The sequence below is a fragment of the Cellulomonas sp. ICMP 17802 genome (assembly GCF_041295535.1).
Lineage (GTDB): Bacteria > Actinomycetota > Actinomycetes > Actinomycetales > Cellulomonadaceae > Cellulomonas.
Genome location: NZ_JBGFQZ010000001.1, coordinates 262348 through 287281, shown reverse-complemented (window position 1 = coordinate 287281; position 24934 = coordinate 262348). Strand labels below are relative to the sequence as shown.

General features: G+C 73.2%; 28 protein-coding genes. 15 read left to right on the top strand and 13 right to left on the bottom strand.

All coding sequences use genetic code 11. From position 1 onward, the window contains the following. Positions 1 to 8: 8 nt before the first annotated feature. Positions 9 to 1304, top strand: coding sequence for a glycosyltransferase (locus AB5970_RS01500; protein ID WP_370502128.1), 1296 nt, complete (start codon positions 9 to 11; stop codon positions 1302 to 1304). A gap of 6 nt (positions 1305 to 1310) precedes the next feature. Here the strand turns inward: AB5970_RS01500 and AB5970_RS01495 are convergent, their stop codons facing one another. Further along, a complete protein-coding gene (locus AB5970_RS01495) occupies positions 1311 to 2645 on the bottom strand; it encodes an adenylate/guanylate cyclase domain-containing protein (protein ID WP_370502127.1) in 1335 nt (444 codons plus the stop codon). Between the two features lie 147 nt (positions 2646 to 2792). On the opposite strand from AB5970_RS01495, the gene AB5970_RS01490 reads away from it, so the two are divergent. The 4 genes from AB5970_RS01490 (at position 2793) to AB5970_RS01475 (ending at position 7060) form a co-directional block, all read left to right on the top strand. Continuing rightward, the gene (locus tag AB5970_RS01490) at positions 2793 to 3827 is read left to right on the top strand and encodes an LLM class flavin-dependent oxidoreductase (RefSeq protein ID WP_370502126.1); all 1035 of its coding nucleotides are present in this window, start codon (positions 2793 to 2795) and stop codon (positions 3825 to 3827) included. A gap of 139 nt (positions 3828 to 3966) precedes the next feature. After that, positions 3967 to 4533 carry a DUF4956 domain-containing protein gene (locus AB5970_RS01485; protein ID WP_370502125.1) on the top strand — a complete coding sequence of 189 codons (567 nt, stop codon included), beginning with the start codon at positions 3967 to 3969 and terminating at the stop codon, positions 4531 to 4533. Further along, complete coding sequence (locus AB5970_RS01480) at positions 4530 to 5264, top strand: polyphosphate polymerase domain-containing protein (RefSeq protein WP_370502124.1); 735 nt, start codon at positions 4530 to 4532, stop codon at positions 5262 to 5264. The genes AB5970_RS01485 and AB5970_RS01480 overlap by 4 nt, the downstream gene beginning before the upstream one ends. Positions 5265 to 5275: 11 nt before the next feature. Beyond that, a complete protein-coding gene (locus AB5970_RS01475; protein WP_370502123.1) occupies positions 5276 to 7060 on the top strand; it encodes a carbohydrate-binding domain-containing protein in 1785 nt (594 codons plus the stop codon). A 50-nt stretch (positions 7061 to 7110) separates the two neighbouring features. On the opposite strand, the gene AB5970_RS01470 is transcribed toward AB5970_RS01475, so the two are convergent. Together AB5970_RS01470 and AB5970_RS01465 are read right to left on the bottom strand one after the other, a co-directional pair. Beyond that, positions 7111 to 7581, bottom strand: a complete 471-nt coding sequence (locus AB5970_RS01470; RefSeq protein ID WP_370502122.1) for an SRPBCC family protein — start codon at positions 7579 to 7581, stop codon at positions 7111 to 7113. 205 nt (positions 7582 to 7786) lie between these two features. Further along, positions 7787 to 9061, bottom strand: a complete 1275-nt coding sequence (locus tag AB5970_RS01465) for an alpha/beta fold hydrolase (protein WP_370502121.1) — start codon at positions 9059 to 9061, stop codon at positions 7787 to 7789. Positions 9062 to 9226: 165 nt separating this feature from the next. Here AB5970_RS01465 and AB5970_RS01460 point away from each other — a divergent pair, with 165 nt between their 5' ends. Together AB5970_RS01460 and AB5970_RS01455 are read left to right on the top strand one after the other, a co-directional pair. Next, entirely contained in the window at positions 9227 to 10603 is a 1377-nt protein-coding gene (locus AB5970_RS01460; protein ID WP_370502120.1) for an MFS transporter, read from the top strand. 27 nt (positions 10604 to 10630) lie between these two features. After that, the gene (locus tag AB5970_RS01455) at positions 10631 to 10813 is read left to right on the top strand and encodes an antitoxin (RefSeq protein WP_370502119.1); all 183 of its coding nucleotides are present in this window, start codon (positions 10631 to 10633) and stop codon (positions 10811 to 10813) included. Between the two features lie 48 nt (positions 10814 to 10861). On the opposite strand, the gene AB5970_RS01450 is transcribed toward AB5970_RS01455, so the two are convergent. Further along, positions 10862 to 11488: an LppU/SCO3897 family protein gene (locus tag AB5970_RS01450; protein ID WP_370502118.1), complete on the bottom strand. Its 627-nt coding sequence runs from the start codon at positions 11486 to 11488 to the stop codon at positions 10862 to 10864. Between the two features lie 119 nt (positions 11489 to 11607). On the opposite strand from AB5970_RS01450, the gene AB5970_RS01445 reads away from it, so the two are divergent. Continuing rightward, positions 11608 to 12048, top strand: a complete 441-nt coding sequence (locus tag AB5970_RS01445) for a nitroreductase family deazaflavin-dependent oxidoreductase (RefSeq protein ID WP_370502117.1) — start codon at positions 11608 to 11610, stop codon at positions 12046 to 12048. Positions 12049 to 12055: 7 nt separating this feature from the next. Here the strand turns inward: AB5970_RS01445 and AB5970_RS01440 are convergent, their stop codons facing one another. From AB5970_RS01440 to AB5970_RS01425, 4 genes are read right to left on the bottom strand one after another with little or no spacing between them, the layout of a single operon-like run. After that, positions 12056 to 13558: an amino acid permease gene (locus AB5970_RS01440; RefSeq protein ID WP_370502116.1), complete on the bottom strand. Its 1503-nt coding sequence runs from the start codon at positions 13556 to 13558 to the stop codon at positions 12056 to 12058. Between the two features lie 31 nt (positions 13559 to 13589). Then, the gene (locus tag AB5970_RS01435; protein WP_370502115.1) at positions 13590 to 14327 is read right to left on the bottom strand and encodes an MIP/aquaporin family protein; all 738 of its coding nucleotides are present in this window, start codon (positions 14325 to 14327) and stop codon (positions 13590 to 13592) included. Between the two features lie 29 nt (positions 14328 to 14356). Continuing rightward, the gene (locus tag AB5970_RS01430; protein ID WP_370502114.1) at positions 14357 to 14755 is read right to left on the bottom strand and encodes a DUF2809 domain-containing protein; all 399 of its coding nucleotides are present in this window, start codon (positions 14753 to 14755) and stop codon (positions 14357 to 14359) included. Between the two features lie 35 nt (positions 14756 to 14790). Then, complete coding sequence (locus tag AB5970_RS01425; RefSeq protein ID WP_370502113.1) at positions 14791 to 15195, bottom strand: MerR family transcriptional regulator; 405 nt, start codon at positions 15193 to 15195, stop codon at positions 14791 to 14793. A gap of 111 nt (positions 15196 to 15306) precedes the next feature. On the opposite strand from AB5970_RS01425, the gene AB5970_RS01420 reads away from it, so the two are divergent. Then, positions 15307 to 16008 (top strand): HNH endonuclease family protein, encoded by a 702-nt coding sequence (locus AB5970_RS01420; RefSeq protein WP_370502112.1) that lies wholly within the window; start codon positions 15307 to 15309, stop codon positions 16006 to 16008. Then, on the top strand, positions 16005 to 17216 hold the full coding sequence (locus tag AB5970_RS01415) for an alanine racemase (RefSeq protein WP_370502111.1): 1212 nt from the start codon (positions 16005 to 16007) through the stop codon (positions 17214 to 17216). The genes AB5970_RS01420 and AB5970_RS01415 overlap by 4 nt, the downstream gene beginning before the upstream one ends. A gap of 16 nt (positions 17217 to 17232) precedes the next feature. On the opposite strand, the gene AB5970_RS01410 is transcribed toward AB5970_RS01415, so the two are convergent. Together AB5970_RS01410 and AB5970_RS01405 are read right to left on the bottom strand one after the other, a co-directional pair. Further along, positions 17233 to 17619, bottom strand: coding sequence for a RidA family protein (locus AB5970_RS01410; protein ID WP_370502110.1), 387 nt, complete (start codon positions 17617 to 17619; stop codon positions 17233 to 17235). 44 nt (positions 17620 to 17663) lie between these two features. Continuing rightward, entirely contained in the window at positions 17664 to 19193 is a 1530-nt protein-coding gene (locus AB5970_RS01405) for an N-acyl-D-amino-acid deacylase family protein (RefSeq protein ID WP_370502109.1), read from the bottom strand. A 41-nt stretch (positions 19194 to 19234) separates the two neighbouring features. On the opposite strand from AB5970_RS01405, the gene AB5970_RS01400 reads away from it, so the two are divergent. The 3 genes from AB5970_RS01400 to AB5970_RS01390 are packed head-to-tail and all read left to right on the top strand — an operon-like array spanning position 19235 to position 20471. After that, positions 19235 to 19681 carry a MarR family winged helix-turn-helix transcriptional regulator gene (locus AB5970_RS01400; protein WP_370502108.1) on the top strand — a complete coding sequence of 149 codons (447 nt, stop codon included), beginning with the start codon at positions 19235 to 19237 and terminating at the stop codon, positions 19679 to 19681. After that, positions 19678 to 19926: a zinc ribbon domain-containing protein gene (locus AB5970_RS01395; RefSeq protein ID WP_370502107.1), complete on the top strand. Its 249-nt coding sequence runs from the start codon at positions 19678 to 19680 to the stop codon at positions 19924 to 19926. The genes AB5970_RS01400 and AB5970_RS01395 overlap by 4 nt, the downstream gene beginning before the upstream one ends. Beyond that, a complete protein-coding gene (locus tag AB5970_RS01390; protein ID WP_370502106.1) occupies positions 19923 to 20471 on the top strand; it encodes a GNAT family N-acetyltransferase in 549 nt (182 codons plus the stop codon). Before AB5970_RS01395 ends, AB5970_RS01390 begins: the two co-directional genes overlap by 4 nt. Here AB5970_RS01390 and AB5970_RS01385 read toward each other — a convergent pair whose 3' ends face one another. The 3 genes from AB5970_RS01385 to AB5970_RS01375 all read right to left on the bottom strand — a co-directional run bounded on the left by AB5970_RS01385 (position 20472) and on the right by AB5970_RS01375 (position 22872). Further along, positions 20472 to 21197, bottom strand: coding sequence for a M50 family metallopeptidase (locus tag AB5970_RS01385; protein ID WP_370502105.1), 726 nt, complete (start codon positions 21195 to 21197; stop codon positions 20472 to 20474). It lies immediately after the preceding gene. Positions 21198 to 21272: 75 nt separating this feature from the next. Continuing rightward, positions 21273 to 21977, bottom strand: a complete 705-nt coding sequence (locus AB5970_RS01380; protein WP_370502104.1) for an LmeA family phospholipid-binding protein — start codon at positions 21975 to 21977, stop codon at positions 21273 to 21275. Between the two features lie 37 nt (positions 21978 to 22014). After that, positions 22015 to 22872 carry an HNH endonuclease family protein gene (locus tag AB5970_RS01375; protein ID WP_370502103.1) on the bottom strand — a complete coding sequence of 286 codons (858 nt, stop codon included), beginning with the start codon at positions 22870 to 22872 and terminating at the stop codon, positions 22015 to 22017. 111 nt (positions 22873 to 22983) lie between these two features. Here AB5970_RS01375 and AB5970_RS01370 point away from each other — a divergent pair, with 111 nt between their 5' ends. After that, entirely contained in the window at positions 22984 to 24408 is a 1425-nt protein-coding gene (locus tag AB5970_RS01370; protein ID WP_370502102.1) for a multidrug effflux MFS transporter, read from the top strand. 106 nt (positions 24409 to 24514) lie between these two features. After that, positions 24515 to 24931 carry a hypothetical protein gene (locus tag AB5970_RS01365; RefSeq protein WP_370502101.1) on the top strand — a complete coding sequence of 139 codons (417 nt, stop codon included), beginning with the start codon at positions 24515 to 24517 and terminating at the stop codon, positions 24929 to 24931. Positions 24932 to 24934: the final 3 nt, after the last annotated feature.

Below are 24934 nucleotides of genomic sequence, written 5' to 3'. Positions count from 1 at the left end.
GAGTCGACGTGACCACTGCCCGCCGTCTCGTCATCGTCGTCCGAGCCGACCCGGTCATCTGCGGGCACTCGGGCGAGGCCCGCAACCTCGCCGAGGCCGCCCTCCAGCGGGGTTTCGACGACGTTCGCATCGTCACCTGGCCCATCGACCGGCTGCAGCAGACGGGTCTGCCGCTCAAGCCCCTCGACGGCGTGCTGCCCTACTCGCCGGGCATCACGGTGGAGCGCCCCGAGCCGGTCGGCGACTACAAGGTCCCCGACGGCCGCTGGCTCGCGGGCATCGTCGGCAGGCTGGTCGAGCTGTTCACCGACGGCGTCCCGACCGTCGCCATGTCGCTGTACCTGAGCCCGCACTCGCTCGCCGTCGCCGACGCCGTGCACGTCGCGCGCCGCACGGGCCTGCCGGTCAACGTCACCACGGTCGCCGAGGCCGTCGGGTCGGACGTCACCAACGTCGTGCGCGCCTGCGTCGAGAAGGACGAGTTCGGCGCCGCGGCGCACGTGCTGTCCAGCTACCTCGAGCACGACGTCTGCCTCGCGGTCAGCGACTACACGCGCGAGCTGATCATCGCCGAGGCCGCGGCGATCGACGCCAAGCACGGCACCACGTTCGCCGCCCAGTGCCGCGAGCGCGTCACCGTCTCCTACCCGGCCATCGACGTCGCGTCCTACCTGGACCTCGACATCCGCGAGACCGCCCGCGTGCTCGCCGACCGCGGCCTCCAGCACGACGGCTACGTCCTGTTCCTGTCGCGCCTGGCGCACGCGAAGGGGGTCGACGACCTCATCGCCGGGTTCGCCGCCAGCAGCGCGGCGTCGTCGCTGCGCCTGGTCGTGGCGGGCAACGGCCCGGACGCCGAGCGGCTGCAGGAGCTCGCCGCCCGGTCCGACGCCGCGGACCGGATCGTGTTCTTCGACGACGTGGACGACGACGAGAAGGCGCACCTGATGGCCTCGTCCGCCGCCTACGTGCTGCCGTCGAAGCCCCGCCCGGAGTTCGTCGAGACCTTCGGCATCGCGCTGGCGGAGAAGATGCTCGCCGGCGGCGGCCCGGTCATCACGACCGACACCGGGGGCATCTCCGAGGCCGTCGGCGACGCCGCGATCATCGTGCCCGTCGAGTCGCCGTCCGCGATCGCCGACGCCCTCGACCGCGTCCTGGCCATGTCCCCCGACGAGCGCGCCGGGTGGGAGACCCGCGCACGCCTGCACGCCCTGCAGTTCGACCGCGGGGCGGTGCTGGACGCGATCCTGGACCGGGTCGCGCAGGTCCAGTACCCGCGGGTGCCGGCGACCGTGGCGTAGGTCCTCTCACGACGACGCTCCGAGCCGGTGCAGGCGCCACCGGCCCGGCAGGCCGCGCAGAGTGCGGGTGCCCGCGGGCTCGACATGCACGTGGTCACCGGCGGCCAAGGTCACGGCCGTGTCGGACACCAGCACCTCTCCGGCCACTGCGAGCGCGGCGACGCGGGCAGTGGCGTGGACCGCCTGGCCCGCAATGCCGCCGTCGACGACGCTGACCTCGCCGGCGTGGATGCCCTGCCGGACGTCGACACCGTCCGCGCGACACCGGTCGCGGATGTCGGCAGCGCACCTCATCGCCTGGCTGGCGAGGCGGAAGGACGCGAGGAAACCGTCGCCTGCGGTGTCGATCTCGGTGCCCCCATGACGGACCAGGGCGTTGCGCACCACCCGGCGGTGATCCTCGAGGATCCGCCGCCAAGCGTTCTCGCCCACGCGTGCAGCGGTCTCGGTCGACCCGCACATGTCCGTCACCAGCAGCGCGACCAGCTCGCGACGCGCCCCGTCGCTCACTCGCGTGCCCAGGAGCATCTCCTCCAGCTCGGCGGGGACCGCGCCACCTGCCTGGATGAGCTCGAAGAAGTCGCCGTCGAGCTCCACGACCCTCCCCTGATCGAGATGGTCCGCCAGCCACTGCACGGCGCGCGCGTCGATGAACGGGTTGTCCTTGACGTGCAGCAGGACGACCGGCACGTGCACGTCCGCCAGGAACGGGCGGGCGTCGGCGGCCAGCATCGAGTGCAGCGCCCACGCCGCCGTGGCCGGGGTCGCCGCCATCCGCTCCCACCGCTGCCACGCACTGACGACCCGCGCGTCCTGGCTCATGCGCCGCCCCGCGAACAGCTCGAGGATCCGCCCTTCTCCCCACCCTCCTTCCGAGCTGATCTGCTGGAGTGTCTGGACCGTCTCCGGGATCAGACCGAACGGGTGGTCCTCGTCGACGACGAACGTCGCGACGAGCTCGTTGCCGACGATGCCGAGGATCCGCTCCGGGTAGAGCGCCGCGGCGGCCAGGCACGCGAAGCCACCGTCGACGCCACCCAGGAGGACGGCCTGGTCGAACCCCGCGGCGTCCATCACGGCGATGATGTCCGCGGCACCGGTGGCCACGTCGACGTCCCCCGAGACCCGGTCCGACAGCCCGACCCCGCGCTTGTCGAAGACGGCAACCCGAGCGACCGCCGCGAGCTGCTCGAGGGAGCCCGACAGCTCGGGGACGTCCCACATCGCCTCGAGGTGCGTCGGGCCTGCCAGCGCGGCCACCACCTGGGCCTCGCCGGCGCCGAGCACCGCGTAGGCGAGGTACACGTCGCCGGACAGGGTGAAGCGAGTCTCCGGGCGCACCGATCCTCCCGGGCGCGGCGAGCCGTGGCGGGCTCATCGGGCCCCTGGGCATCGTGGCACCGGTGACGACGGACCGTCCAGGTCGGCTGCTGAGATGCCGGCGTCCTCGTGCCACCGCTCGGGTGCGGTCCTCGTACGATGCGCCCCGTGACCGCCCCGCGCCTCGAGCTCAGCTTCCTCACCTTCGTCCCCTACGACGACCCGGCCGACGCCGGTCAGTCCCTGCGGGACGCGATCGACCTGTTCCGGTACGCGGAGGAGCTCGGCTTCGACATCGGCTGGGTCCGCGTGCGGCACCTGGAGAAGTTCCTCTCGTCGCCGTTCCCGCTGTTCGCGGCGATCGGGCAGGCGACCACCCGCATCCGGTTCGGGACCGCCGTCCTGCCCATGCGCTACGCCGACCCGATCGCGGTCGCCGAGGACGCCGCGACGGTCGACCTGCTGTCGGGCGGGCGCCTCGAGCTCGGGGTGGCGGGCGGCATCAAGCCCTCCGCGTCGCTGCTGGACGGCGTCTACGGCGCGGTCGAGCGGTCGTTCGACGACGAGTCCCAGCACCGGATCGCCCGCCTCCGCGCGGCCCTGGCCGGGGAGCCCGTCGCCGTCGCCCCCGAAGGCGGCTTCCCGATCGCGCCTCCGGGGACGCCCCTGACCGTCACCCCGCACAGCCCCGGCCTGGCCGACCGCGTCTGGTACGGCCCGGGCTCCAAGCCCACCGCCGTCCGCACCGCCGAGCAGGGCATGGACCTGCTGGTCTCGACGCTCAACAGCGAGGACGACGGCCGCTCGTTCGAGGAGACCCAGCGCGACCAGATCCGCTCGTACAAGGAGGCGTTCGACGTCCCGGGCCGCACACCGCGCGCGGTCGCCGGTCGCATCGTGCTGCCCAGCGTGACGCCGGCCGACGACGAGCTCTTCGCCGAGTACATCGCCTGGTACGCCGGCCGCTTCGACGCGACCGGTCGCCCGCCCGCCGGCACCGGGTTCGGGGTGTTCAGCCCGACGCACCACGGGTCGCCCGACGAGGTCGTCGCGAGCCTGCAGGCCGACGTCGCGCTGCGGGAGGCCACCGGCCTGGACATCGTGCTGCCCGCCAACGCGACGCACGCGATGAGCCGCCGGATCCTGGAGAACGTCGCGACGAGCGTCGCGCCGCGGCTCGGCTGGACGCCGGCCCGAGGCTGATCGCGTGAAGACTTCGTTGCGCCTACCGCAACGAAGTCTTCACGCCGACCGCCCGAGCCACGCCTGAGGCAAAGCCTCCGCACAGCAGTGCCACAGGACCGCCCGCCTGAATGGAACCCGTCCCACTAGGAGGGTTCCCATGAGTCAGTACGCGCTCCTCGCGCTCGATCTCGTCGCCATCAGCGCCCTCGCGTTCGGCGTCTACTTTCCCCGGCACCGCCGGCGCGACCTCGTGGTCGCCTACCTCGGCGTCAACGTCGGGGTGCTGGCGGTGTCGGCGGCGCTGGCGCAGAGCGCGGTCGGGGCGGGCCTCGGGCTCGGGCTGTTCGGCGTGCTGTCGATCATCCGGCTGCGGTCCACCGAGCTCACGCAGCACGAGGTGGCCTACTACTTCTCGGCGCTGGCTCTCGGCCTGCTGGGCGGGCTGGCGGTCACGCCGGTCGCGCTGAACGCGGCGCTGATGGTGCTGGTGGTCGTGGTGATGGGGGTGGTCGACCACCCGGCGATGCTGCGGCAGTACCGGCAGCAGACGATGGTCCTCGACTCGGCGATCACCGACGAGACCGCGCTCGTGGCCCACCTGGAACGGCTGCTCGGCGCCACGGTGCACACCGCCCTGGTGCAGCGGGTCGACCTGGTGAACGACACCACGACCGTCGACGTCCGCTACGAGCTCGGCCCGGCCCGGCAGCTGGTGGCGGCATGACGCTCGACACGCTCGACCCGATCGACGTCGTCGAGCTGACGGAGCGGGCGAGCCTGCAGACCCGGATGGACCGCAAGTACGTGGTCCCGGCCGAGGCGGTCGCCGTGCTCCTGCGGGGCCTCGAGCCCGGCGCGCGGATCCTCCAGATCGGCGACGAACGCGACTTCGCCTACGAGTCCGTCTACTTCGACACCCCCGACCTGACCAGCTACCTCGGGGCGGCCCACCGGCGCCGGCGGCGGTTCAAGATCCGCACCCGCACCTACGTGGACTCCGAGCTCTGCTGGGTCGAGGTGAAGACCCGCGGCCCCCGCGGCAGCACGGTCAAGACGCGGCTGCCGTACGACCCGGACGACCGCGACACCCTGACGGACGAGGGCCGCCGGTTCGCCGACGACGTCCTGCACGAGACCGGCCTCTACCAGCCGACCCTGGTCAGCACGTACCGGCGCTCGACCCTCTACCTGCCCCGCACCGACAGCCGCACGACGATCGACACCGGCCTGGTGTGGACGTCGGCGCTCACCGGAGCGAGCCGGGCGCTGCCGGACCGGGTGGTCATCGAGACCAAGACCGGCTCCACCCCGAGCTCCACCGACCGCCTGCTCTGGCGGCACGGCCACCGCCCCGTGCGCATCTCCAAGTACGGCACCGGCATGGCCGCGCTGCACGCCGACCTCCCGTCCCACCCGTGGCGCCGCGTCCTCGACCGGCACGTCACCGCCCTCTGAAGGAGCCCCCCATGCGACGCATCAACGCCAAGATCCTCGTCCCCGCCGCCCTCGTCGCGGCCCTGCTGGCCGGCTGCACGGCCACGGCCGACGCCGCGGACACGACGGACTCCACCGGCAGCACCACCACGACCAGCGACGCGAACGTCACCGTCGAGCAGGCCATGGCCGCGAACACCGCGCCCGACGACGTCGACCTCACGGCATCGGGCGACGAGGTCGCCATCGACCTGGACGACCCGACCGCGTCCGACGGCGTCACCGTCGACGGCAGCACCGTCACGATCACCGCCGCCGGCACCTACCGGCTCAGCGGCACGCTCGCCGACGGCAGCGTCGTGGTGAACACCGCCGACGACGGCGTCGTCCACCTGATCCTCGACGACGCCTCGCTGACCAGCTCGACCACCTCGCCGCTGCAGGTTCTCGACGCGGACCAGGTCGTGGTCGAGCTCGTCGGCGACAACCACCTGTCCGACACCACGTCCTACGCCGACACCGACGAGGCCAGCGCCGCGCTGTTCAGCACCGCCGACCTGACGATCACCGGCGACGGCGCCCTGTCGGTCCAGGGCAACGCGAACGACGGCATCGCCGTCAAGGACGGGCTCGTCGTCGCGGGCGGCACGATCACCGTCGACGCGGTCGACGACGGCATCCGCGGCAAGGACTACCTGGTGGTCTCCGGCGGCTCGCTCGACGTCGCGGCGGGCGGCGACGGGCTCAAGTCGGACAACGACCAGGACGAGACGCTCGGCTACGTCGAGATCACCGGCGGGTCGGTCAAGGTCACCGCCGGCGACGACGGCATCGCCGCCCGGACCGACGCGATCGTGGCCGACGGCACCCTGACGATCGTCGCGGGCGGCGGGCACGGCACCACGGTGGCCGAGGACGCCTCACCCAAGGGCATCTCCGGGACGGTCTCCGTGGTGGTCGGCGACGGGCAGCTGCTCATCGACGCCGCCGACGACGCCATCGGCTCGGACGGCGTGGTGAGCATCGCGGGCGGCGACCTCACGCTGGCCGCGGGCGACGACGGCGTGCACGCCGACAACGCCCTGCAGATCACCGACGGCTCCGTCGACGTCACGACCTCCTACGAGGGCGTCGAGGCAGGGCTCATCACGATCGCCGGCGGGTCGGTCAACGTCACCTCGAGCGACGACGGCGTCAACGCCTCCGACCCGAACGCGACCGGGCAGCAGGCGCCGGGCGGGACGGCCAGCACGACGGTCGGCCTGACGATCACGGGCGGCACCATCGTGGTCGACTCCGGCGGCGACGGCCTGGACGCCAACGGCTTCCTCACCATGACCGGCGGCACCGCCGTGGTGAACGGGCCGACCAACGACGGCAACGGCGCGCTCGACGTGGACGGCACGTTCGACGTCTCCGGAGGCACCATCCTCGCGGCCGGCGCGTCCGGCATGGCGATGACCCCCGGCGCCGACTCGTCGCAGTCGTTCGTCGCCTTCACGTTCTCCTCGACGCAGGCGGCCGGCACCGTGGTCCACATCCTCGACGCCGACGGCACCGAGATCGCGGCGTTCGAGTCGTCCAAGGACTTCACGTCGCTGGTCTACGCGTCGGCGGACATCGTCTCCGGCGACACGTACTCGGCGGCGACCGGCGGCTCGGTGAGCGGCGACACGGTGGGCGGACTGGCGGCAGCCGGCGACAGCGGCGGATCGACCGTGGCGACGACCGGCACCGCCGGCCAGGCGCTCGCCGGTATGGGCGGCGGGGGCGGCCAGGGCGGCGGCCCCGGCGGACGCCCCGGCACGCGCCCCTGACGCCGACGCCGAGCCCGACCCGTCCGCGGGCCGGGCTCGGCGCTGCGGGGCTACGCGAGGACCGCGACCTCCAGGGCCGCGGCCGGGACCTGGCCCGGCAGCCCGGCCCCCGTGGTGATCCGGCGCCGCAGGCTGACGTTGATGTACCAGCTCCACGCGTTGTGGCAGATCTCGAAGCACTCGTGCGCCGGCACCAGCCCGACGTGCGTGAACCGCAGCCGGGTCCGACCGCCCTCGGGCGTGATCTCGAACCGGACCCGCGTGCCCACCCACTCGGCGGTGTCCTCGACGAAGGTCAGCTCGGCCTCGAGGACCAGCCACTCGACCAGCTCCCCCGGCACCACGTCGGTCAGCCGCTGCCGCGACACGTGGACGGGCTCGTTGTGGAAGACGAACTCGTCGCCGAGCTCAGCGGTCCCGCCCTCGATGGCGTCGACCCACCAGCCGCGCACGTCCGTCACGGCCGCGAACACCTCGTCGGGCGTCTGGTCCACCAGGTAGGTCGTCGTGAAGTCGTCCATGAGTTCTCCTCGTTCTGCAACTTTTCGGTTGCATCACGGTAAGCCCGGTCGAACCTCCGCGCAACCCTCGGGTTGCATCACGCCGTCCGATCCTGCCGCACTGGGTGCGGGAGTGACGGAGGGTGCGCGCGGACTGCCTCGCAGGCCACCACGGCACCGAGCGCGGCAGGCTCCGACGGAGCGAGTCGGCGGCGCGACGGGTCGGTCAGCGGCCCGTCACGCGGGCCTTCCCCGCGGCGATGTCGAGCAGCTTCGGCAGGATCGTGTCGCCCGCCACGCGGAGCCCGTCGTGCAGGTGCTCGTTGGTGATCCACACCTGCAGGTTGCCGACGGACGTCGCCAGTGCGAGGTCGAGGTCGACGTACGGGTCGTCGTAGTACTGGACGGCCGCGACCGGCACCTCGTTGGCGGCGAGCCGGTCGAGGTCGTAGAGGAGGGGCCACTCGGTCCGGGCGGCGAGCTCCTCGGCTGCGGCCCGGAACGGTCGGAGCACCCGGTGCTGCTCGTACATCCAGGGGAAGACGACCTCGCCGGTCAGCTGGAGCGGCCGGGCGTCCGCAGCGAACGACGGCCAGCGGTCGTGCTCCGCCTGGGCCGCCCATCCCGGCTCGCGGGAGCCCTGGTGGTAGATGACCTCCTGCAGCACGGCGTACAGCGGGCCGCTCTCGAAGCCCGTCGACCGCACGACGGACGCGAGGAAGGCGTCGGAGAGGTCACCGGAGGGTGTGCGCGCCGTGTCGAGCAGCCAGTGGACCTCGTCGAGACCCGTGCTCATGCCGAACGGCTGCCCCAGCTGCTGCAGGCGCTGGACCGTGAAGGGCTCGCCGGTGGGCAGAGCGGTCGATCCGAGGTCGTCGGCAATCGAGCCGAGCAGCGGGACGTCGGTCGGGTGGAGCCGGGCGAACTCCCGGTTGCGCGCGGCCTGCCGCCGGTAGGTCGCCGCGTAGACGTCCTCGGCGGTCGCGGTCGCCGGCGGCAGCCCGCCCGTCACGTAGCAGCGGGTCAGCGCGTCCGGGTGCCGCGACAGGTAGGTGAGCGTGAGGAACCCGCCGTACGACTGCCCCAGCGTGGCCCAGCGCCGGCCGCCGAAGACCGTCGCGCGCAGGTGCTCCGCGTCGGCCACGATCGCGTCGCCGCGGAAGCACGCCAGGTAGTCCGCCGCCTGCGCCGCACCGGCGAACCCGCCGATCACGCGGCCGTCCACGGGCGACGACCGCCCGGTCCCCCGCTGGTCCAGCAGGATCACGCGGTGCGTGGCCAGCGCCGCGGCGATCCACCCGCCGCCCAGCGGTCGCGGCCCGTGGTGCCCAGGTCCGCCCTGCAGGAACAGCAGCAGGGGTAGGTCCTCGGACGCCTTCTCCGGGTCCACCAGCTCGCGGGCGAACACCTCGATCGAGCCGAACCTCTCCGGTGCCGACCAGTCGACCGGCACCTGCACCCGGTGGTCGCGGACGGTGAACCCGGTCATCGCGTAGGCCATGAGCGCAGCCTAGGTGGCCCCCGTGGACATCGACTGGCTCCGGTCGGTCCCCTGACGCATCCTGGTGGCCTACCCACCGGGAGGTCCGTCCTGACCACCGCACGCACCGCCGAGGGCACCGGCGTCGGCTTCCGCACCGAGCGCGGCCCCATCCTCGTCGCCATCATGGTGACCACCGGCCTGGTCGCCATCGACGCGACGATCCTGGCCACCGCGGTGCCGACGATCGTGGCCGACCTGGGCGGCTTCACCAGCTTCCCGTGGCTGTTCTCCGTCTACCTGCTGACCCAGGCGGTCAGCGTCCCGATCTACTCGAAGCTGGCGGACACGGTCGGCCGCAAGCCGGTGATCCTGCTCGGCATCGGCCTGTTCCTCGTCGGCTCCGTGCTCTGCGGGTTCGCGTGGAGCATGCCGGCGCTCATCGCGTTCCGGGCGGTCCAGGGGCTCGGCGCCGGCGCCGTGCAGCCCATGGCGATCACGATCGCCGGCGACATCTACACCGTGGCGGAGCGGGCCAAGGCGCAGGGCTACATCGCGAGCGTCTGGGGCGTCTCGTCGGTGGTCGGCCCGACGCTCGGCGGGGTGTTCTCCGAGTTCCTCAGCTGGAACTGGATCTTCTTCGTCAACATCCCGCTGTGCCTCGCGGCGGCCTGGCTGCTGGTCCGGTACTTCCACGAGACCGTCGAGCGCACCCGCCACCGCATCGACTGGGCCGGCGGCGCGCTGCTCACCACGGGGATGAGCCTGCTGATCCTCGCGCTGCTCGAGGGCGGGAACGCGTGGGAGTGGCTGTCGGTGCCGAGCATCGGGGCGATCGTCGTCGGCACCCTGCTCCTCGTCGCGTTCGTGCTGGTGGAGCAGCGGGCCGAGGAGCCCGTGCTGCCGCTGTGGGTGTTCTCGCGGCGCCTGCTCCTGGCGACCGCGCTGGTGTCGGTGGGCGTCGGCGTGGTGCTCATCGGGCTCACGTCGTACGTGCCGTCGTTCCTCGAGGCGCTGCTCGGCGTCTCCCCGCTGACGTCGGGCCTGACGCTCGCCGCGCTCACCATCGGCTGGCCCATCTCGGCCTCCCAGTCGGGGCGGCTCTACCTGCGGTACGGGTTCCGGACCACGATGCTCATCGGGTCGAGCATCGTCGTGCTCGGCACCACGGGGCTGGCGGTCGCGTCGATGCACCCGTCGGTGCTGGCCGTCGGGCTGTCCTGCTTCGTCGCCGGCGCCGGGCTCGGCCTCGTCGCGTCGCCCGGCCTGATCGCCGCCCAGTCGAGCGTCGGCTGGGGTGACCGGGCCGTCGTCACGGGCGCCAACCTGTTCGCGCGGTCCATGGGCAGTGCGGTCGGCGTGGCCGCGCTGGGTGCAGTGGTGAACGCCCTGTTCGGCGGGGAGAGCCCCGCGCAGGACCCCGCGCAGTTCGGCGACGCCGTGACCGTGGCGTTCACGGCCGTCGCCGTCGTCGCCCTCGGCATCGTCGCCGCGTCGGCGGTCATGCCGCGGACCACCGTGGAGCACTCACCGGGCGGCCCGACAGGCGCGGCGGCAGACTGAGGCGTCACCGAGCGAAGGAGCACGATCATGGGCATCGAGGATCTGGTCAACCAGGCCAAGGCCGCGGTCGGCGGGCACGAGGACCAGGCCAAGGACGCGCTCGACAAGGCGGCCGAGGCCGTCAAGGCGCGGACCAGCGACAGCCAGGACGGGATCGTCGACAGCGTCGTCGACAAGGCCAAGGACTACCTGGACGAGCAGGAGAAGTGACGACGATGCCCCCGGTCAGGAGGTCCTGACCGGGGGCATCGCGGCGTCTCAGTCCTCCTGGAGGCAGAGGAACGTGCCGCCGTCACCCTCGAGGTAGGCGTCCGCGGGGCACTTCTCGATGTCGTCGACCTCCGACACGACCTTGTACTCGTGCGGGTCGTCGCACGAGACGAGCACGGCCGACTCGTCCGAGTCGATGTGCCAGCACGAGCCCGTGGTCTCCGTCAGGGTCTCCTGACCGAAGAACGCCGCCGCGGCGGTCGCGCCCGACCCGACGACGAGCACGAGACCGACGATCGCCACCGTTTTCGCCACGCCGGAGAGCGACGGGGCACCCTCCTTGCGCGCGGACCGGTACGCGGTGAACGCGCGGACCAGCGACAGGACGCCGACGATCATGCCGCCGTACCAGTACACGCCCGTGGTCGAGTTCGACGTGACGATCGTGGAGACGGCGCCGGCGAGGAAGAACGCGATGCCGACCCAGAACGCCGTCCTGGCCTGCTTGTAGTGGTGCGACGCCTCCGTGGTCTCGCCCGCGAGCGCGACGTCGTCCTCGACCCAGAGCTGCCAGCCGGGCGGCGGCGCGGGGAGCGACGGGTCAGGGGTCCAGCCGGGCTCCGGGGTGAAGCCCTCGGGAGGCGACGGCCAGTTCGGGGGCGGGTTGAACTTCAACGGAGCTCCTATCTGTGCGGGCGCTGGGCGCGCCCTGTGACTCCCTGTCATCGGTGCCCCGATGATGACACTTGAGCCGGTCGGGAATGAGGGGAACGGGTGCGGCAGTTCCAGCCCGTATGCCCCTGACCGGTGAGTACCTCCCGAGCACGTCCGACTGGGCCCGCACGCAGGCCGAGACCTACGAGCGCACCGACGGCCAGGAGGCGAACACCCTCCGGGGCAAGCCGGTCATCGTGCTCACGTCGGTCGGCGCCACCAGCGGGAGGCTGCGCAAGACGGCGCTCATGCGCGTCGAGCACGAGGGCCGGTACGCAGTCGTCGCCTCGAAGGGCGGCACCCCGGAGAACCCCGCCTGGTACCGCAACCTGGTGGAGCACCCGCACGTCGAGCTGCAGGACGGCGCGGTGCGGAAGGACTACGTCGCGCACGAGAGCAGCGGAGACGAGCGCGACGAGTGGTGGGCTCGGGCGACCGCGGTGTGGCCGGCGTACGACGACTACCAGACGAAGACGGACCGACTCATCCCGGTGTTCGTCCTGGAGCCCGTCGAGGCCTGAGCCGGACCTACAGCTTCGCCCCCGTGCGTGCGTCGTGGTCGGGGTGCGCGGCCAGGGAGTGCCGGTACGAGTACGTCGCGTAGACCACGACCCCCACGGCCAGCCACGCGAGGAACCGCAGCCAGGTCAGCGTGGTCAGGTTGGCCATCAGCCACAGGCACGCGACCCCCGCGACGATCGGCAGAGCGGGCGACCACGGCACGCGGAACCCGCGCGGCAGGTCGGGCCGGGTCCGGCGCAGGATCGGGATGCCGAAGCTGACCAGCACGAACGCCGACAGCGTGCCGATGTTGATCATCTCCTCGAGCAGCTCCACCTTGGAGAGCCCCGCGATCACGGCGACGACGATCCCCATGGCGACCTGCAGGCGCACCGGCGTGCCGTACCGGTGCGAGGTGCGGGACGCGCCGCGCGGCAGCAGGCCGTCGCGGCTCATGGCGAACACGATCCGCGTGAGCCCGAGCAGCAGGACCATGAGCACCGACGTGAGTCCGACCAGGATGCCGACGGAGATCACGCGCCCCGCCCAGTCGGCGCCCACCAGCACGAACGCGGTGGTCAGCGACGGGGTGTCGGCGGCCGCGAGGTCCCGGTACGACACCATCCCCGTGACGACGACGGTCACCAGGATGTAGAGCACGGTGACGATGGCCAGGCCGCCCAGGATGCCGCGGGGCACCGTGCGCTGCGGCTCCTTGGTCTCCTCGGCGGTGGTGGCCACCACGTCGAACCCGATGAACGCGAAGAACACCAGCGCGGCGCCGGACAGGATGCCGATGACGCCGTACGCGGTGGGCTCCAGCCCGAGGAAGAACGCGAACAGCGGCTGCTCGAGCGTGGAGCGGCCGGGCGCGGGCTGCGACGGGGGCACGAACGGCGAGTAGTTGGCGGCGTCGACGTAGAAGAAGCCGACCACGATGACGAACAGCGTGATCGCGACCTTGATGATGGTGAACACGCTGTTCACGCGCGTGCTGAGCTTGGTGCCGAGCGCGAGCAGCGCGGTGAAGATCGCGACGATGACCACCGGTCCCCAGTCCACGTCCACCGGGCCGAGGCTCAGGGTGGTGGGGATGTCGATGCCGAACAGCCCGAGCGCGTCGGCCAGGTACACCCCCCAGAACTTCGCGATCACGGCCGAGCCCAGCAGCATCTCGAGGATGAGGTCCCACCCGATGATCCAGGCGACGAACTCGCCCATCGACGCGTAGGAGAAGGTGTACGCGGACCCCGCGACGGGCAGGGTCGAGGCGAACTCGGCGTAGCACATGATGGCCAGCCCGCAGACGACCGAGGCGATGACGAACGACGCGATGACCGCGGGCCCGGCGTAGTTCGCCGCGGCCGTGGCACCCACCGAGAAGATGCCCGCGCCGACGGCCACGGCCACCCCGAGCACGATGAGGTCCCACGTGGTCAGGGTCCGCCGCAGGGCGCGATCCGGGTCGAGCGACTCCTCGAGAGAGTCCTCGACCGACTTGCGCCGGAAGATGCTCGTGCTGCCTGCCATGTGCCCACCCCCGTGCGGTCACGTGCGCCCGTCAGCCCAGCAGCAGGTACCAGCCGCCGACTCCGATGATCCCGCCCAGGATCGGGGCCGCAACCGGGACCCACGCGTAGTCCCACTGCGACGAGCCCTTGTTCTTCAGCGGCAGCACCGCGTGCACGAGCCGGGGGCCGAGGTCACGCGCGGGGTTGAGCGCCGGACCCGTGGGGCCGCCCAGGCCGGCGACCAGTCCCCAGACCAGGAACCCGAGGGCCAGGTGCGCGACCGCCGGTTCGTTCGCCGTCAGGGGCGAGTGCACGATCGCGAGCGCGCACGAGAAGAGGATCACCGACCCGAGCACCTCGCTGAGGAACCCGTTCAGGCGCGAGTGCGCGGCGTTGATCGTGGAGAACGTCGCCAGGATGTCCTCGGGGTCCGTCGTCTGGTCGTAGTACGGCTTGTGGGTGACGACGATGGCGAGCTGGCCCGCGATCGCGCCGAGCATCTGCGCGACGATGTACGGCGCCACCTCGGACCACGGGAACAGCCCCCACGTGGCCAGGCCCAGCGTGAACGCCGGGTTGATCAGGTTGCCGCTGATCCCACCGAACATGATCGCGGGGATCATCACGCCGAACCCGTAGCCCATGGCGATCAGCGACCACCCGCCGCGGTACCCCTTGGAGCCCTTGAGGTGGACGTTCGCGACGGTGCCGTTGCCCAGGATGATCAGGATCGCGGTGCCGATGAACTCGCACGCGAGCCGGACGGCCAGGCTGTAGGACGGATCCATCGGCTCCCCGCTCGTCGGCGCTCAGACCGTCAGCGTGGCACAGCCGTCGTGCGCCGATGCAGCAGGCTCGCCAGCGCGACGCCGACGGCGTAGGCCACCAGGTCCACCGCCGCGAACGTGGTGCCCAGCGCGTACCGGGCCGCGGGCACGGCGTCGACGACGCGCGCCGGGACGCCCGTGAGCTGCGCGAGCTCGACCGCCGCGCAGATGCCGAACGCGACCGCGGCGAGGATCGACGGCCTCGCGCGGGGGGCGACGACGACCAGCAGCGTGTAGACGAACGCGGCGTAGACCGCGTCGCCCGCGGGGTCGGCGAGCGGGGAGTCGATCCGGCTCACGGCCAGCCCGAGGCCCACCAGGACGACGGCCGCGACCAGCGCCGGTACGCGCCCGCCTGGTGCTCTCCGAGGTCCGGGTGTGGTGGGCACGCCCCGACCGTACGTTCTGCGCGACCGCGCCCGGGTCAGGTCGGTGTGGAGGTCCTGCGCTCGTACAGGTCGATCTTCAGCTCGATCGCGTCCAGGTGGGCGGCCACCTCGGCCAGCTCCAGCCGGACCCGGTCGCGGTGGGCCCGCAGCAGCGCGAGCCGGGCGTCCTCGTTGCCGTCGCCGGCCCGGACCAGGTCGGCGTACTGACGCACCTCGCGGATCGGCATGCCCGTGCCGCGCAGCCGCGTGACCATCCGGATCCAGCCGAGGTCCTCCTCGGTGTACCGGCGGTGGCCCGACGACGCCCGGTCGACCACGTCGAGCAGCAGCCCGTCGCGCTCGTAGTACCGCAGGGTGTGGGTGGTCAGGCCGGTGGCCTCCGCGGCCTCGGCGATGCTGAGGCTGACCCGGGGCCGTTCCGTCTGGGTGGCGACGCTCATGCGTCGATGGTCGCTCTTCGAGCGCACTCGAAGTCAAGCCGGACCGCCCACAGCCCCACGGCGTCCCCAGGGCCGACGACGCCCAGCCGCTCGGCTGGAGACCCTGAGCGCGTGGACGAGACGAGCCCAGCCTGGCGGCGACCGGTGCCGTGGCTCGTCGCCCTCCTCGTCTGCGTGGCCGTCGGCGCGGGCGTGCCCGCGTGGTCCCAGGCGCGCGTCGCCGCGCGGTACGCCGTGACGGCCGACGACCTCGCGGCCGGCCGCGCCGCCCTCGACCGGCTGCCGGTCCGCGGCCCGGCACCCACCACCGGGTACGCGCGCGAGCGGTTCGGGCAGGCGTGGGCCGACGTCGACCGCAACGGCTGCGACACCCGCAACGACGTGCTGCGCCGAGACCTGGCGGTGACCGTCGTCGACGGCTGCGTCGTGCTCAGGGGAACGCTCGACGACCCCTACACGGGCGTGCCCATCCCCTTCGCGCGCGGCCCTGACTCCGCCGCCGTGCAGATCGACCACGTCGTCGCGCTCTCCGACGCCTGGCAGACCGGCGCGCAGGCGTGGACCCCGGCGCGGCGCGAGGCCTTCGCCAACGACCCGGCCAACCTGCTCGCCGTCGACGGACCCGCCAACCAGGAGAAGGGCGCCGCCGACGCCGCGACCTGGCTGCCGCCCAACCGCGGCTACCGGTGCGTCTACGCGCTGCGGCAGGTGCGCGTGAAGGCCGCCTACGGCCTGTGGGTCACCGCCCCCGAGCACGACGCGCTGGACCGGGAGCTGGGCCGGTGCGTCGTCGGTACGGTGAGGTCACCATGACGCTGCGCCTCCCTCCCCTGCTGCTCGGCCCGACCACCAAGGGCGTCTGGGCACCGACGCCCGTGACCCGCTCCGAGTTCGTCGCCGCAGGTCACACGCTGTTCGACGGGTCGCTCACGTGGCCCGCGCTGACCCTCGACGCCGACGCGCTGGCGCACAACATCGCGCAGCTGGCGGCGTTCACGGCCGAGCACGGCCTGGCGTTCGCGCCGCACGGCAAGACGACGATGTCGCCCGAGCTCTTCGCCGCGCAGCTCGACGCGGGCGCCTGGGGCATCACGGTGGCCACCGGCAACCAGCTGCTGGCAGCGCACTCGTTCGGGGTGCGGCGGCTGCTCGTGGCCAACGAGGTGCTCGACCCGACCGTGCTGCGCTGGATCGCGCACACCACCGACGCCGAGATCCTGTTCTGCGTCGACTCGGTGGAGGCGGTCGACGTCGCGGCGGCCGCTCTCGACGGCGGGCGGGTCCGGGTGCTGCTGGAGGTCGGGCACGGCGCCGGCCGTACCGGGGTGCGCACGGGCGACCAGGCGCTCGCGGTCGCGCAACGGGCCGCCGAGGCACCCGGCGTCGAGCTGGTCGGGGTGAGCGCGTACGAGGGCGGGCTGCCCGACGTCGCGGCCGCCCGGACCTTCCTGGACCAGGTCCGCGCCGTGGCCGAGATGCTCGTCGGCGCGGGCCTGCTGCGCGACCACGTGGTCCTCTCGGCGGGCGGCTCTGCGTACTTCGACGCCGTCGCGGACGTGCTCGGCGGGTCGTGCGTCGCCGGGCTGCCCAGCACGACGATCCTGCGGTCGGGCTCGTACGTCACGCACGACCACGGCACCTATGTCGCGTCGACGCCGTACACCCGGATCGTGGGCGACCTGCACGCGGCGATCCGGGTCTGGGCGCAGGTGTCGTCGACACCCGAGGACGGCCTGGCCCTCGTCGGCGCCGGCAAGCGCGACGTGCCCTACGACGCCGGCCTGCCGGTCCCCCTGCGCCGGCACCGGGCGACCGGCGACCCGGTGGACGTCGAGGGCTGGACGGTCACCCGGACCAACGACCAGCACGCCTACCTGGAGGGCGCCGGCACCGAGCTGCGGGTGGGCGACCTGCTCGAGCTCGGGATCTCCCACCCCTGCACGGCGTTCGACAAGTGGCGGGCGATCCCGGTCCTCGACGCCGACCACCGCGTGATCGACGTCGTCACCACCTGGTTCTAGCCGGTCGTCGTCCGGGTCAGTCGTCGGACGTCAGGCGCCCGGCCACCACGTCGATCTCGACCTTGATCCCCGCCAGCACCGAGCCCACCGTCGTGCGCGCCGGCTTCGGGTACGGGAAGAACTCCCCGTAGGCGTCGTTGAACTCCGCGAAGTCCGCCAGGTCGGCCAGGTGCACGGTCGTCTTCACCACGTCGCCGAGGTCGAGCCCCGCGGCGGCCAGCGTCGCCTCGACGTTGCGCAGCACCTGCCGGGTCTGGTCCGCCACCGACTCGGGGATCTCGCCCGTGACCGGGTGCTGCGGCCCGAAGCCGGCGGTCCACACGAGGTTGCCCAGCCGGATCCCCTGCGAGTAGTTGCCCGCGGGCTGCGGCGCATCGGGGGTGCTGATCTTCTCGCGGGTCATCGCACTGCCTCTCGGGTGGTGAGCGCTACGGGGGACAGTCTTCCTCACCGCACCGGACGGCCGGGGAGGGCGTCGGTGAAGCGGCCGTCGCGCAGGGTGGGGACGCCGTCCACCAGCACCGCGTGCACGCCGGTCGCCAGCCGGCGCGGCTCCTCGTAGGTGGCCAGGTCCGCGACGGTCGCGGGGTCGACGACGGCGACGTCCGCCCGGAACCCGACCCGCAGCGCACCGCGGTCCGCGAGCCCGAACCGCCGGGCGGCCGTCGTCGAGAGGTGCGCGGCCGCGGTCGGCCAGTCCCAGTCGCCCAGCTCGCGCACGTGCCGCCCGAGCAGCCGCGCGAACGTGCCCCACCCGCGCGGGTGCGGGTGCCCGCCGCGGTAGATCCCGTCGGACCCGGCGCAGTGGGCGGGGTGGCGCAGCAGGGCGCGGAGCGACGCGTCGGAGTTGGTCGGGGGCTGCGCGAACACGCACCCGACCTGCAGGTTCGTCGCGACGAGCAGGTGCAGGGCGGCCTCGGCGGGCGCCATGCCGAGCCGCGCGGCGACCTCCAGCAGCGAGAGGCCCTCGGCCCAGGCCATCCCCGGCACCCAGGCCAGGGTCACTCGGGGCCACACCTCGTCGCAGGGCGGGAGGCGGGCCACGACGGCCGGGTCGGCCAGCAGGGCCAGCGTGCGGTCGGCGTCGGCCAGCGGCAGCCAGTCGGGCAGCGCCACCAGCGCGAGGATCGAGGCGCCCCGCAGGTACGGGTAGGCGTCGAAGGTCAGGTCGAGGCCCTCGGCGAGAGCGTCGTCGACCAGCGGGCCCAGCCGGTCCGCGGGCCCGTGGTAGTGCGAGACGTGCGTGCCGACTCCCGTCTCGCGAGCAAGGTCGAGCAGCTCCGCGAGCGCGGCCGGCGCCCGGTCCTCGTAGCCGCGCATGTGCGAGACGTGCGGTCGGCCCCGCGCGGCGAGCGCGGCGCACAGTGCGGCGAGCTCGGCCCGGTCCGCCGAGGACGCGGGCGCGTACTCGAGCCCGGTCGACATGCCGCGGGCGCCGTCGTCGAGACCCTCCCCCAACAGCCGGACCATCGCCGCCACCTCGTCGGGCCGCGCCGGCCGGTCGGCGGCCCCCATCACCGCGTACCGCAGCGTGCCGTGCGGGACCAGGTAGGCGGTGTGCACCGTGGTCGTGCGGTCGTAGGTGTCGAGCAGCTGCGCCACGGTGCCGCCCCGGAACGACGGGTGCGCGCCGTTGATGGCCGCGAAGTACCGCTCGGCGTACTGCGCGGCGCCGGTGCCCGGCGGGGAGGGCGCGAACGAGACGCCGTCCTGGCCGAGCACGACCGTGGTCACGCCCTGGTGGGTCAGCGCCGCCTGCGCGTCGGCGTCCAGGACGGCGGCATCGCCGTGCGCGTGGGCGTCGACGAACCCCGGCAGGACGACCAGGCCGCCCACGTCGAGCACGTCGGCGCCGTCGACGGGCAAGTCCGGTCCGATCTCCGTGATCCGGTCGCCGGACACCCGCAGGTCCGCGCGGACCAGCTCGTCCCGGGCCAGCAGGCCACCACGCAGCAGGAGCACACCACGATCATCCATCGGGATTGACGATGGATTCGTCACGGAGCAGCGTGGACGTCATGACCGCACCGACGCCCGCCGACGACCCGCAGGCCTTCGCGCGCGCGTTCGAGGCGGCGTTCCAGCAGGCCTACCTGCGGTTCCACCGTCGCGACGGCAAGCGGGCGCAGATGTCGGGCGCGTCGCGGGCGGTCCTGCTGCACCTCGCGCACGCCGGCCCGCTGACCGTCGGCGAGGCCGCGAAGCACCTCGACCGCGCGCAGTCCGTGGTGAGCGACATCGTCAGCCAGCTCGAGGCCAAGGACCTGCTGGCCCGCGAGCCCGACCCGGACGACCGCCGGCGCACCCTCGTGTGGCTGACCCCGACCGGGTTCGACGCCCTCGACCGGGAGCGCCAGGTGCTGTCGACCGACCTGATCGCCCACGCCGCCGCCCGCCTGACCACCGACCAGCGCGCCGCGCTCGTCGAGACCCTGGAAGCCCTCAACGAAGGAGCACGGCCATGACGACCCACGACCTGCACTGCGAGAGCTGCGGCATGCCCATCGAGTCCGGCCGGTACTGCGCGTACTGCACCGACGCGGACGGCAACCTGCAGGCGTTCGACGAGCGGTTCGAGCGGATGGTCGGCTGGCAGGCGCGGCAGGACCCGACGGCCCCGCGCGAGCAGCTCGAGGCCGAGACCCTCGCGCACATGGCGACCCTGCCGGCCTGGAAGGACCACCCGCGCGTCGTCGGCCGCACGGCGTGACCGTCGTCGTCCCCCTCACGCCGGACCTCTGGCCGGCGCTGGAGGAGCTGCTCGACCACGGCGGCCCGGCCGCGCGGTGCTGGTGCATGGCGTACCGGGTCGGCCCCTCGTACCGGACCCGGCCCGCCGAGCAGAACCGCGCCGACCTGCGCGCGGTCGTCGAGGACGGCCCACCGCCGGGGCTGCTGGCGTTCCGGGACGACGTGGCGGTCGGCTGGTGCCAGGTCACCCCGCGCGCGGACGTCCCCGCCCTCGACCGGCAGTGGCGGGTCCGCGCCGTGGACGACGTGCCCGTGTGGGCGATCACCTGCTTCTACGTCCGCAAGGGCCACCGCCGGGCGGGCGTGATGCGGGCGCTGATCGGCGGTGCCCTCGACCTCGCGCGCGCGGCCGGCGCGCCGGCGGTCGAGGCCTACCCGCTCGACGGCGCGCTCTCCCCCAGCGCGACGAGCATGGGCTACGCGACGACGTTCGCCGCCGCCGGGTTCGTCGAGGTGGCCCGGCGCTCGCCGGAGCGCCCGATCATGCGGTACGTCCTGCGCTAGCTAGAGCTGCAGGCCGATCAGCCAGGTCGCGCCGAGCGCGAGGCAGGCCAGGCAGACCAGCAGGAGGATAACCACCCAGACACCGCCGGGCAGGTGGGTCAGCCGGGCCAGCAGGCCCGCGTCGGAGGTGTCGGATGCCCCCCGTCGCCTCGCCCGGCGGCGCTCCGACTGCATCTCCAGCACGGCGCGCGGGGCGCCCAGGAGCAGGAACCACGTCATCACGTAGGCGGCGACGCCCTGCACGGTCGCGGACCCCCACACGGTGATCCCGACCAGCAGCGCGCCGGTCACCAGCACCGACCACAGGCCGTACCAGTTGCGGATCTGCACGAGCACGAGGACGAGGACGACCAGCAGGATCCAGAGCAGCGCGACCGCGTACCCGCGGGACAGCAGCCACGCCGCGCCGACGCCCAGCACGGCCGGCCCGAGGTACCCCGCGGCCGCCGTCGCGACCATGCCCGGTCCCCGCGGCTTGCCCACCGAGACCGTGAGCCCCGACGTGTCAGAGTGCACCCGGATCCCGGACAGCCGACGGCTCACGAGCACCGCGACCCCCGCGTGCGCGGCCTCGTGCACGATCGTCAGCCCGTGCCGCGCCACGTGCCACGCGGTGGGCACCACCAGCACCAGCAGCACGCCCGCGGCGGTCAGCAGCACCGCGGTGCTGGACGGCACCGGCTGCGGCGTCGTGATGTCGTGCCAGGCGTCGCCGAGCCAGTCCACGGGCAGGGTCCTTCGGTCCGTCGTCGTCCGACCGGGCGGCCGGGAGCCCGACCGGGCGGTCGGGCAGGACGGACCCTACCCAGCCGCCGGTGCCTCGGTGGGCACCACGACGTCCGTGCCGGTCGCGGTGATCCGCACGCCGGTGCTCACCACGGTCGCCGCAGACAGGACCAGCCCCTCGGGCAGCCCGCTGACGGGGATCTCGATGTCGGTCAGGCGGTCGCCGATCGCGCCGGGAAGGTCGCTGACCGATACCGTCAGGCCCGCGATCTGCACGTTCTCGACGTTGACCAGCAGCCGACCGTCCTCCACCCGGGGCACCAGGTTCGCGGCGAGCTTCAGGCCGAGCGCGGTGCCCGTCGCCGTCAGAGCGTCCCCGTCGACCGCCACGGCGACGTCCAGCTGGGACTGGTCCTTGACGATCTGCTCGATGGACGCGGTCGGCAGCGTCGCCTGGATGGTCGCCGTGCCCACCGTGTACGGCTGGGACGTGCTGACGTCGTGCGCGTCGATGGTGACGTCCGTGGCCTTGATGCCCTGCAGCGTCACCCCGTCCACCTGGCCGCTGACCTGGTCGACCGACCCCGCCAGCAGCTGGGTGAGGAACGGGAACCCGCCCACCTCGACCGTCGGGGTGCCGACGACGCCGTCGAGGTTCTGCTCGATGGCGTCGACCACCCGCTGCTCCGCTGTCGACGCCGCCACCCGGTCGGCGACGACCGCGCCGCCCGCCAGGACGACGACCGCGACGACCCCCACCACCACACCGCGTGCGCTCACGGGGATCACGCTAGGGGGCGACGGTCACGCGCGCCGGTCAGGGGCTCTGCGCCGGGACCTCCGGGGCCGTTGTCGGCAGCGGCTGCGACGGGCACGTGGACAGCACGCGGACCATCGCGTCCTGCTCCGCCTGCGTGACCCAGAGCCCGTAGGCGTACTTCACCGCGACCTGCCGCGCCACGTACGCGCACCGGTAGCCCTTGTTCGGCGGCAACCACGTCGCGGTGTCACCGTCGCCCTTCTGCTGATTCAGGGCGCCGTCCACGGCGAGCAGGTTCAGGGGGTCGTTGGCGAAGGCCTCACGCGTCGCCGCGTCCCACTGCTGCGCGCCCTTCTGCCAGGAGTCCGACAGGGCCACCACGTGGTCGATCTGCACCAGCGAGGAGGTGCCCTGCCCCCGCACGAAGGCGATCGCCGTGCCGGAGTACGGGTCGAGCAACGTCCCGGTCGCCACGACGCAGCCGTTCGTCCCGGGCTTGAGCAACTGGTCCGTGAGGTCCCGCCGCAGGATGTCGTTGCGGGTGTCGCAGCCGTTGCGGTCGACGTCCTTCCAGGCCTGGCCGTACAGCTCCCGGTCGTACCCCGACTTCGGCGCCCGACCCTTGACCGGCAGCAGCGCGACGGCGGCGAGCGCGGACGGCGCCGGCGCCTCGGGTCCGGGCGTGCTCGCCGGTCCGCCGGGACTCGGCGTCACAACCGCCGCGGCGGTCGCCGACCGCGTCGCGGTCGACGGCACGTGCGCACCGGGAGCCGACCCCACCGCGGCCGAGATGACCAGCACGATCGCGGCCACCATGACCGGGCCGGCGACGCCGACGCGCCGGAGCGGCGCCCACGGGCTCCTCGTCGGGGAGGTCCCGGCGTCGTCCGGCCACGCGTCGCCCGGTCCCGTCACCCCAGGAGTATCGGCACCCGGTGGGCGGCTCGTGACGCCCGCCGCGCCACAGGCGTCCCACAGGCTGGACACCCCGGGAAGATGCTTGCGGCCCGCAACCTTGGGTCTGTCATGGCCCGGATCCCCGCGACGCGTGTGAGCGTCGGCTTCGTCCTCCTGCTGTCGGCGCTCACGGCGATCGGCCCGCTCACCTTCGACACCTACCTCGCGGCGTTCCCCCAGATCGCCGACGACCTGCACGCGCCCGCCGCCGCCGTGCAGCTGACGATCGCCGCCTCGCTGGCCGGTCTCGCCCTGGGCCAGCTGCTGTTCGGGTCCATCTCGGACGCGTACGGGCGGCGCCGGCCCCTGCTCGGCGCGCTGACCGTGTACGTGCTGGCGTCGATCGGGCTCACGCTCGTGCAGAGCATCACGGCGTTCACCGCGCTGCGGTTCGTCCAGGGGTTCACCGCCGCCGCCGGGATGGTCCTGTCGCTGGCGATCGTGCGGGACCGCTACGAGGGCCTCGCGGTCTCCAAGGTCATGGCGCGGCTGATGCTCATCGTCGGCGTCGCACCGATCCTGGCGCCGACGATCGGCGCCAACCTGCTGCTGCTCGGTTCGTGGCGCCTGATCTTCGTGTTCCTGGCCGCGGCCGGCGCGATCCTGCTCGTGGTCGCCGTCTTCGCGCTGCGCGAGTCGCTCCCGGTCGAGCGGCGCCGGACCGGCGGCACCAGCGCCGCGCTGCGCACCTACCGCGACCTGCTGACCGACCTGCCGTTCCTGGGCCTCGCGCTGATGTCGGCCTTCTACCTCTCGGCGATGTTCACCTACGTCGCGTCGTCGACGTTCGTGTTCCAGGACGGGTACGGCCTGACGCCACAGCAGTTCGGCTGGGTGTTCGCCGCCGGAGCCGTCGCCATCACCGCCGGGTCGCAGGTCAACGGCGCGCTGGTCGGCCGGTTCACCCCCGAGCAGGTCCTCTCGGGCGCGGTCGCCGCCGGCCTGGTGCTCAGCCTCTCGCTCTTCGTCGCGACCCTGCTCGGCGCACCCTTCTGGCCCGTGACGGTCCTGCTCGTGCTCACCCTCGGCACCGCCGGGTTCGTCCTGCCCTCCGCGCCCGCCATCGCGCTCGCCGCCAACCCGCACCGCGCCGGGTCGGCTGCCGCGCTGCTGGGCGCCCTGCAGTTCGGCCTCGGCGCGTTCATCGCCCCGCTCACCAGCCTCGGCGGGACGCCGACCGCCGTGACCATGGGTGGCGTGATGGCCGGGGTCATCGTGATCTCGACGATCCTGCTGGTCGCCGTGCGCCGCTCCTGGGCGCGCGGCCCGGTCGCCGAGGCGGAGTCGGTCGTGTCGGCCGCCTCGACCCGTGAGTCCGACGTCGCCCTCGCTCCCGTCCCGTTCGCGGGGGCCGGCGTCGAGTCCGAGGCGCTGGTCCGCGAGCACGCGGCAGCCGCCTCCATCCGCACACGCGAGCTCGCGTCGGCCCGGTCCCGACCGGGATCCGGCCGCGCGCCCGCGGGTGAACCCGAGGCGGTGCCCTGCCCCGGCTGACCCCGGGACGCCGTCACCACATCGCAACCTGGTATCGACACAATGGTGTGGCGTGCGTCACAAGCGCGACCTAGCCTGGACGTACGCGCTCGATGAAGGACGCCCGATGAGCTGGCTGCTGATGGTCGCTTTCTTCTTCATCCCGGCGCTCGTCTTCGGGACGATCTGGCAGCTGTTCCCCTCGCCCGACGAGCCGCCGCGATGGCGGACGTTCCTGGCCGCCCGCCTCGAACGCGTGGCTGCCCGGCTCCGCCGCGAGCGCAAGCCCGACTACGACCCCTTCATGGCGCTGCGGGTGCAGGAGCGGCTGGGCATCGTGGCCGACCACGTCCGCTCCCTCGAGCTGGACCCGCACACGTTCGCGCGCGCCGAGCGGATCATCGCCTCGCAGCTGGCCTACGACCAGCTGCTCGCCGAGGCGTGCCACCTCGCCGGCGTGGAGGTCCAGGTCGTCGCCAAGGGCGACCCCGCCGAGCGCTTCCGCGAGGAGGTCGAGCTCGCCTCCCGCGGTTGGGCGTGGTGAGCG

Excerpts from the sequence above, each read along its gene's own strand:
- AB5970_RS01485 (WP_370502125.1), top strand. The coding sequence starts at position 3,967 with ATGAGTCAGTACGCGCTCCTCGCGCTCGATCTCGTCGCCATCAGCGCC.
- AB5970_RS01480 (WP_370502124.1), top strand. The coding sequence starts at position 4,530 with ATGACGCTCGACACGCTCGACCCGATCGACGTCGTCGAGCTGACGGAG.
- AB5970_RS01475 (WP_370502123.1), top strand. The coding sequence starts at position 5,276 with ATGCGACGCATCAACGCCAAGATCCTCGTCCCCGCCGCCCTCGTCGCG.
- AB5970_RS01470 (WP_370502122.1), bottom strand. The coding sequence starts at position 7,581 with ATGGACGACTTCACGACGACCTACCTGGTGGACCAGACGCCCGACGAG.
- AB5970_RS01465 (WP_370502121.1), bottom strand. The coding sequence starts at position 9,061 with ATGGCCTACGCGATGACCGGGTTCACCGTCCGCGACCACCGGGTGCAG.
- AB5970_RS01460 (WP_370502120.1), top strand. The coding sequence starts at position 9,227 with ATGGTGACCACCGGCCTGGTCGCCATCGACGCGACGATCCTGGCCACC.
- AB5970_RS01455 (WP_370502119.1), top strand. The coding sequence starts at position 10,631 with ATGGGCATCGAGGATCTGGTCAACCAGGCCAAGGCCGCGGTCGGCGGG.
- AB5970_RS01445 (WP_370502117.1), top strand. The coding sequence starts at position 11,608 with ATGCCCCTGACCGGTGAGTACCTCCCGAGCACGTCCGACTGGGCCCGC.
- AB5970_RS01440 (WP_370502116.1), bottom strand. The coding sequence starts at position 13,558 with ATGGCAGGCAGCACGAGCATCTTCCGGCGCAAGTCGGTCGAGGACTCT.
- AB5970_RS01435 (WP_370502115.1), bottom strand. The coding sequence starts at position 14,327 with ATGGATCCGTCCTACAGCCTGGCCGTCCGGCTCGCGTGCGAGTTCATC.
- AB5970_RS01425 (WP_370502113.1), bottom strand. The coding sequence starts at position 15,195 with ATGAGCGTCGCCACCCAGACGGAACGGCCCCGGGTCAGCCTCAGCATC.
- AB5970_RS01415 (WP_370502111.1), top strand. The coding sequence starts at position 16,005 with ATGACGCTGCGCCTCCCTCCCCTGCTGCTCGGCCCGACCACCAAGGGC.
- AB5970_RS01410 (WP_370502110.1), bottom strand. The coding sequence starts at position 17,619 with ATGACCCGCGAGAAGATCAGCACCCCCGATGCGCCGCAGCCCGCGGGC.
- AB5970_RS01405 (WP_370502109.1), bottom strand. The coding sequence starts at position 19,193 with ATGGATGATCGTGGTGTGCTCCTGCTGCGTGGTGGCCTGCTGGCCCGG.
- AB5970_RS01400 (WP_370502108.1), top strand. The coding sequence starts at position 19,235 with ATGACCGCACCGACGCCCGCCGACGACCCGCAGGCCTTCGCGCGCGCG.
- AB5970_RS01395 (WP_370502107.1), top strand. The coding sequence starts at position 19,678 with ATGACGACCCACGACCTGCACTGCGAGAGCTGCGGCATGCCCATCGAG.
- AB5970_RS01370 (WP_370502102.1), top strand. The coding sequence starts at position 22,984 with ATGGCCCGGATCCCCGCGACGCGTGTGAGCGTCGGCTTCGTCCTCCTG.
- AB5970_RS01365 (WP_370502101.1), top strand. The coding sequence starts at position 24,515 with ATGAGCTGGCTGCTGATGGTCGCTTTCTTCTTCATCCCGGCGCTCGTC.